General features: G+C 67.8%; 4 protein-coding genes and 1 rRNA gene. 3 read left to right on the forward strand and 2 right to left on the reverse strand.

Annotated elements, in window-relative coordinates; translation table 11 throughout:
* Together Q0C41_RS29635 and tyrS are read right to left on the reverse strand one after the other, a co-directional pair.
* A 16S ribosomal RNA gene (locus Q0C41_RS29635) occupies nucleotides 1-396 on the reverse strand; the annotation flags it as partial.
* A gap of 822 nt (nucleotides 397-1,218) precedes the next feature.
* On the reverse strand, nucleotides 1,219-2,436 hold the full coding sequence (gene tyrS, locus Q0C41_RS29640) for a tyrosine--tRNA ligase (RefSeq protein WP_291990319.1): 1,218 nt from the start codon (nucleotides 2,434-2,436) through the stop codon (nucleotides 1,219-1,221).
* A 127-nt stretch (nucleotides 2,437-2,563) separates the two neighbouring features.
* Between tyrS and Q0C41_RS29645 the strand changes: the two genes are divergently transcribed.
* The 3 genes from Q0C41_RS29645 to Q0C41_RS29655 all read left to right on the forward strand — a co-directional run.
* The gene (locus Q0C41_RS29645; RefSeq protein ID WP_291990321.1) at nucleotides 2,564-3,070 is read left to right on the forward strand and encodes a PilZ domain-containing protein; all 507 of its coding nucleotides are present in this window, start codon (nucleotides 2,564-2,566) and stop codon (nucleotides 3,068-3,070) included.
* Between the two features lie 99 nt (nucleotides 3,071-3,169).
* Nucleotides 3,170-3,628 carry a PilZ domain-containing protein gene (locus Q0C41_RS29650; RefSeq protein ID WP_291990323.1) on the forward strand — a complete coding sequence of 153 codons (459 nt, stop codon included), beginning with the start codon at nucleotides 3,170-3,172 and terminating at the stop codon, nucleotides 3,626-3,628.
* Between the two features lie 12 nt (nucleotides 3,629-3,640).
* Nucleotides 3,641-4,989: PAS domain-containing protein (locus Q0C41_RS29655; RefSeq protein WP_291990325.1), on the forward strand; the 1,349-nt coding region annotated here is incomplete at its 3' end.

Raw genomic sequence — 4,989 nt, forward strand, 5'->3', positions numbered from 1 at the left:
AGGCTTGCGCCCATTGTGAACAATTCCCCACTGCTGCCTCCCGTAGGAGTCTGGGCCGTGTCTCAGTCCCAGTGTGGCCGTCCGCCCTCTCAGGCCGGCTACCGATCGTCGCCTTGGTAGGCCGTTACCCCACCAACTAGCTAATCGGACGCGGGCTCCTCTCCAAGCGCCAGGCCTTGCGGTCCCCAGCTTCGATCACCGTTCATCCAAGAACAGGATGTCATGCGGTATTAGCGTCCCTTTCGGAACGTTATCCCCCACTCAGAGGCAGATCACCCACGCGTTACTCACCCGTTTGCCACTTTACTCAGGACCGAAGTCCCTTTCACGTTCGACTTGCATGTGTTAGGCACGCCGCCAGCGTTGATTCTGAGCCAGGATCAAACTCTCAAGTTAAAGTGTTTGCCGATGCCGCATTGCTGCTGCATCAGCGATACCTCAACGTTGATCGCCTGTTGATTGGCTCTCTAGCGTTGTTACTTATTCGTTGTCCAACGGCCAGCAACTTCTTGCGAAGTCACACACCGTCGGGCTGAAATACTCGACAGGTTTTCGTGCTTGCACGTTCTATCTAGTTTTCAAAGAACCGGCTCACTCGGAGGTTACTTTCCCCTCGCCGAACCATGTGTTCGCCGTCATCAGGCGAACTCACCCAGAATACCGAACCACCTCGACCCTGTCAACACCTTTTTTCGGTGTCGCTCGCGGCGTTCACACCCGCCACTCGCATCGACCCGAAGTCCGCAGCACACTGCATCGCATTCCTGCGACGCTCGCTACATTCCCCGCTGGTCTAGGGCCACAAGGGCTCGCCGGACTGGGTTGCCGGCCGCCAGGCACACTCGAGAGACTCGCAGCAAGTGCGGCCCCCTCACCGACATCCAGGCGGCGGAGCCGCGCTGTGTGGTGATGCCGGTGCGCCCGGCAAGACTTTCGAGATTAACTGGAAGCGTCAGGAGTGTCAACCTCTAATTTTCGCTCCCGGTCCATCCCGAGCCGCCACCCTCCCGCTCATGGCCGCGTCAGCGGCGAGAGCCTTCAGAAGGCGGATTCCAAGACTACGTCAGAGGCCACGGGGTGTCAACCCCAAACTTGTTGCCCCGTCCGTCGTGTCGAGGGAGGTGCCGACCCCGGAGATTCCGCAGCGAGCGCTGCCCCCGTGTGCCGACCCGACGAAGCATACGCATGGCGCCGCCCCTCGTCAAGCCCCGCCCCCGATCACTCGGCCCTGACGCGCACAATCAGCTTCTTTCCTGCCTGAATCGTCCAGATCCCGGCCGCCACCACCGCGTTCATGTCGGTGACGACCTCCCCGTCCACGCGGACGCCTCCCTGCGCGATCTTCCGCGTGGCGTCGCTGCCCGACCCCGCGAGGGCCTGGTCCACCAGCAGCTTGCGCAGCAGGATGCCCGCCGGCACCGCGTGCACAGGAAGTTCGTCGGCCTGGCGACGCCCCTGACGGGCCGCATGCCGCGCGCGCACGGCCTGCACCGCCGCCACCGCCACATCACGGCCGTGATAGTCGGCGACGATGCGCTCGGCGAGCTCGTACCGCAACTCGGACGCCGTGATCGCACCTGCGGCAAACCGCGCCGTCCGCGCCTCGATCTCCGCGATCGACAGGTCGGTCAGCAAGGTGAAGTACGACCACAGCACTTCGTCGCTGCCGCGGAAATCCTCGACGATCTTGCGCACCATCTCGTCCGGCGCTTCGTCGATGCCGACGTAGTTGCCCAGGCTCTTGGACATCTTCTCGACGCCGTCGAGCCCGACGAGCAGCGGCGTGGTCAGGATGATCTGCGCCGGGAGTCCGTAGGCCGGCATGATGTCCCGCCCGACGTTCAGGTTGAACAGCTGGTCGGTGCCCCCGAGTTCGACGTCGGCCTTGAGCACGACCGAGTCGTACCCCTGGCTGAGCGGATACAGGAACTCGTGCAGCGCGATGGGCTGCCCCGCCTCGTAGCGCTGGCGGAACTCGCGCCGTTCGAGCATCTGCGCCACGTTGTACTGGGCGGCCAGCCGAATCCAGTCGACGCTCGTGAGCGTTCCCAGCCAGCGGCTGTTGAAGTCGACGACCGTCTTCTGCGGATCGAGGATCCGGAAGACCTGCTGGCGGTAGGTGTCGGCGTTGGCCTGGATCGCCTCGGGGGTGAGGGCGGGCCGCGTCTTCGACCGTCCGGTCGGGTCCCCGATCAGGCCGGTGAAGTCACCGATCAGGAACACGACGGTGTGCCCCATGTCCTGGAAGTGCTTCATCTTCCGGATCAGGACGGTGTGCCCGAGGTGCAGGTCCGGCGCGGTCGGGTCGAAGCCGACCTTGACCACCAGTGGCCGTCCAGCCGCCTGCGCCTCGACCAGGCGAGTCCGCAGGTCGGCGGCGCGCACGATGTCCACGCACCCGCGCGTCAGGTACGCGAGATGTTCGTCAATCTGCATCGGCTCGTACTATAGCCGGCCGCACTGCCGACCCGCCTCCCACCTCCACCTCAAGCAGGGCGGGCGCCCGCCGATTACCCCGCCGTCGGCGCGTCCCGCGCCAGTGCGATCGATTACCAGGACCTCCATGCCCCGACGTGAACGCAGACGGCCCGAGAGTGAGGAACGCCGCAGTCACCGACGGGTGGCCGGCGCGCGTCTTCCCACCCTGGCCACACACCTGAGCGGCGCCTCGAAAGTGACGCTGCTCGACCTGTCGCGTGCCGGCGTCCGGCTGGAGACGACCCGCCACATGCGGCCCGGTCAGATGGTGAGCCTTCGTTTCTCGGTCGATACCGAACTGGTCACCGTGAACGCCGCGGTGGTGCGCGCCTCGATCGTCCGCCTCGACGCCGAAGAAGTCCGCTACGAAACCGGCCTACGCCTCGTCGACGAGTTCTCGTGCGAACCCCTGCAGGTCGCCCTGATCGAACGCCGGGCGACGCATCGCCACACGGACGCCGACGACGCCGACTGCCCCGAGCCCTTCGTCTTCACCGCCGTGGACGACGAGCATGGGCATGTGGACACGACGCGCGGGTGGTGGCTGGCCGATACACGTCGGCGACGGCGGCGCGCGCTCTCCGGCCTCTGAGCCTAAAGATCGTCGGTCGGCCGTCGATTTGCACGGATGAGCCGCCCAGGACGGATATGCGGCGTGAGCGCTCCCAGCCGCTCTGTCAGAGGAGACATCGTGTCCCAGCAGCTCGATCGAAACAGACGCCAGCACCGCAGGGTCCCGGCCAACGTCCTGCCGTCCCTGACGGCGCGCCTCAGTGGCGGCGCCCCCGTCAGATTGCTCGATGTGTCGCGCCGTGGCGTACGGCTCGAAACCAATCTGCACATGCGTCCGGGACAGACGGTGTGCATCCGCTTTGTCGCCGCCGACGCCACGATCACGCTGACGGCCGCCGTGGTCCGCGCCACCGTGGCCCACCTCGAGGCCGACGGCATCCGCTACGAAACCGCCCTCTCGCTGGCCGGCGATCTGGTCCTCTGCGATCAGCTCCAGGATGCGGCGATGCAGGAACCCGAGCACCCGGAAGCCGCCGGGTCGTCAGCCCCAGTGCCCGTCGTGGACTACACGGTGGTCGTGCGCGGCGCTCCGGACGTCCCCACGCTGCTCGAAGGCCTCCAGGCCAACAGCTGGTAGGAACCCCCACTCATGCGCGCCCTTCTCGTCGCTCTCCACGTGACCGACCCTGCCTCGCTGCGTGCCGCCCTCGCGGCCGCGCTCGGGGCCACGTCCGTCGATCTCTGTCAGGCCACGGAAGCTGCCGTGACCTGGCTCGAGAACCGCCCCTGCGACCTGGTCGCGGTTGCGGGCCAGGGGGGCGCGGTCGTCGAGACCATCGCCCGGCTGCGGCGCGTGAGCAAGGCCATTCCCGTCCTCGCCGTCGTGCCCGACCCCTCGGCGCGTGAAGCGGGCGCCGCCTGGCTGTCGGGTGCCGACGATGTCGTGACGGCATCGGCCCTCGTGGCCGGCACGTTGCCGGAAGGGCTCGACGAGGTGCGGCATCCGGAACGGGACGTGCTGCGCAAGACACAGCGCCTCTGGTATGCGGGCCCGACCGACGCGTTGCGCCAGCAGTTGGTGGCCCGACTCGGCACGCGACTGCGCGACGTCGGCCTCACCGCGGAGGGCCTGGCCGGGCTCACGACGCAGGACGTCGAGGCGCCCCATTCGGCGGCTCTGATCGTCAACGCCGCCGTCGAGCCCGAGTCGCTCGTGCTCGGCGTGCGCCGCGTCAAGCGCACCTACCCGAACCTCGCCATCAGCGTCGTCGCCGACGGCGTCCATCACGACGCGTTCCGTCGCGCCGGCGCCGACGAATGCGTGGGACTGCCGGCCGATGCCGATCCCGTGCTGCACGCGGTCGGTCGTGCCCAGGCCGCCTGCCGCGCCTCGCTCGATCTCGATGTGGTCCGCTCCCGCGAGACACGGCTGCGGGCCTTGCTCGAGCACCTGCCGGAAGCGGTGATGCTCGTGTCCCCCGAGCACACGGTGCTCGCGGTGAACCTCGCGGCACTTCGCCTGATTGGCGCGCCGGATGCGCGACAGGTCATCGGCACGCCACTCGCGCCCTGGTTCGACGCCTCCGAAGATCAGCAGGACAGCGCCGTCGCCTTCGTGGAAGCCGTGTCCGGTGGCGCAACGCGCGAGCTCTTCACGCGGACGCGGCATCTGGCCGACCCGCGACGATTGCAGTTGCGCGCCGTCCCGTTCCAGCGCGAGAGCGGCGGGCCGCCTGCCGCCCTCATCGTGTTGCGCGACGTCGTCGAGGCGCCCACCGAGTCCCTGTCCCCTGCACTCCTGGCGGCGCCGGCGGCGGAGCTGGCCCAGGAACGCGAGGCCTGGCACCAGGAGCGGGAGGCCCTGCAGCGACAGCTGGCGAGCCTCGATGCGGAGCTGGCCGACGCGCGCGCGGTGGAGCTGACCGCGGCACGCGAGGCCGCACGCGTCGCGGAGACCGCGATCGCCGAACTGGCGGTGGCGCGAGAGGAACTGATGTC

Origin of the sequence: Luteitalea sp., assembly GCF_022842525.1 — a bacterium.
Classification (GTDB): domain Bacteria; phylum Acidobacteriota; class Vicinamibacteria; order Vicinamibacterales; family Vicinamibacteraceae; genus Luteitalea.

Excerpts from the sequence above, each read along its gene's own strand:
- tyrS (WP_291990319.1), bottom strand. The coding sequence starts at position 2,436 with ATGCAGATTGACGAACATCTCGCGTACCTGACGCGCGGGTGCGTGGAC.
- Q0C41_RS29645 (WP_291990321.1), top strand. The coding sequence starts at position 2,564 with ATGCCCCGACGTGAACGCAGACGGCCCGAGAGTGAGGAACGCCGCAGT.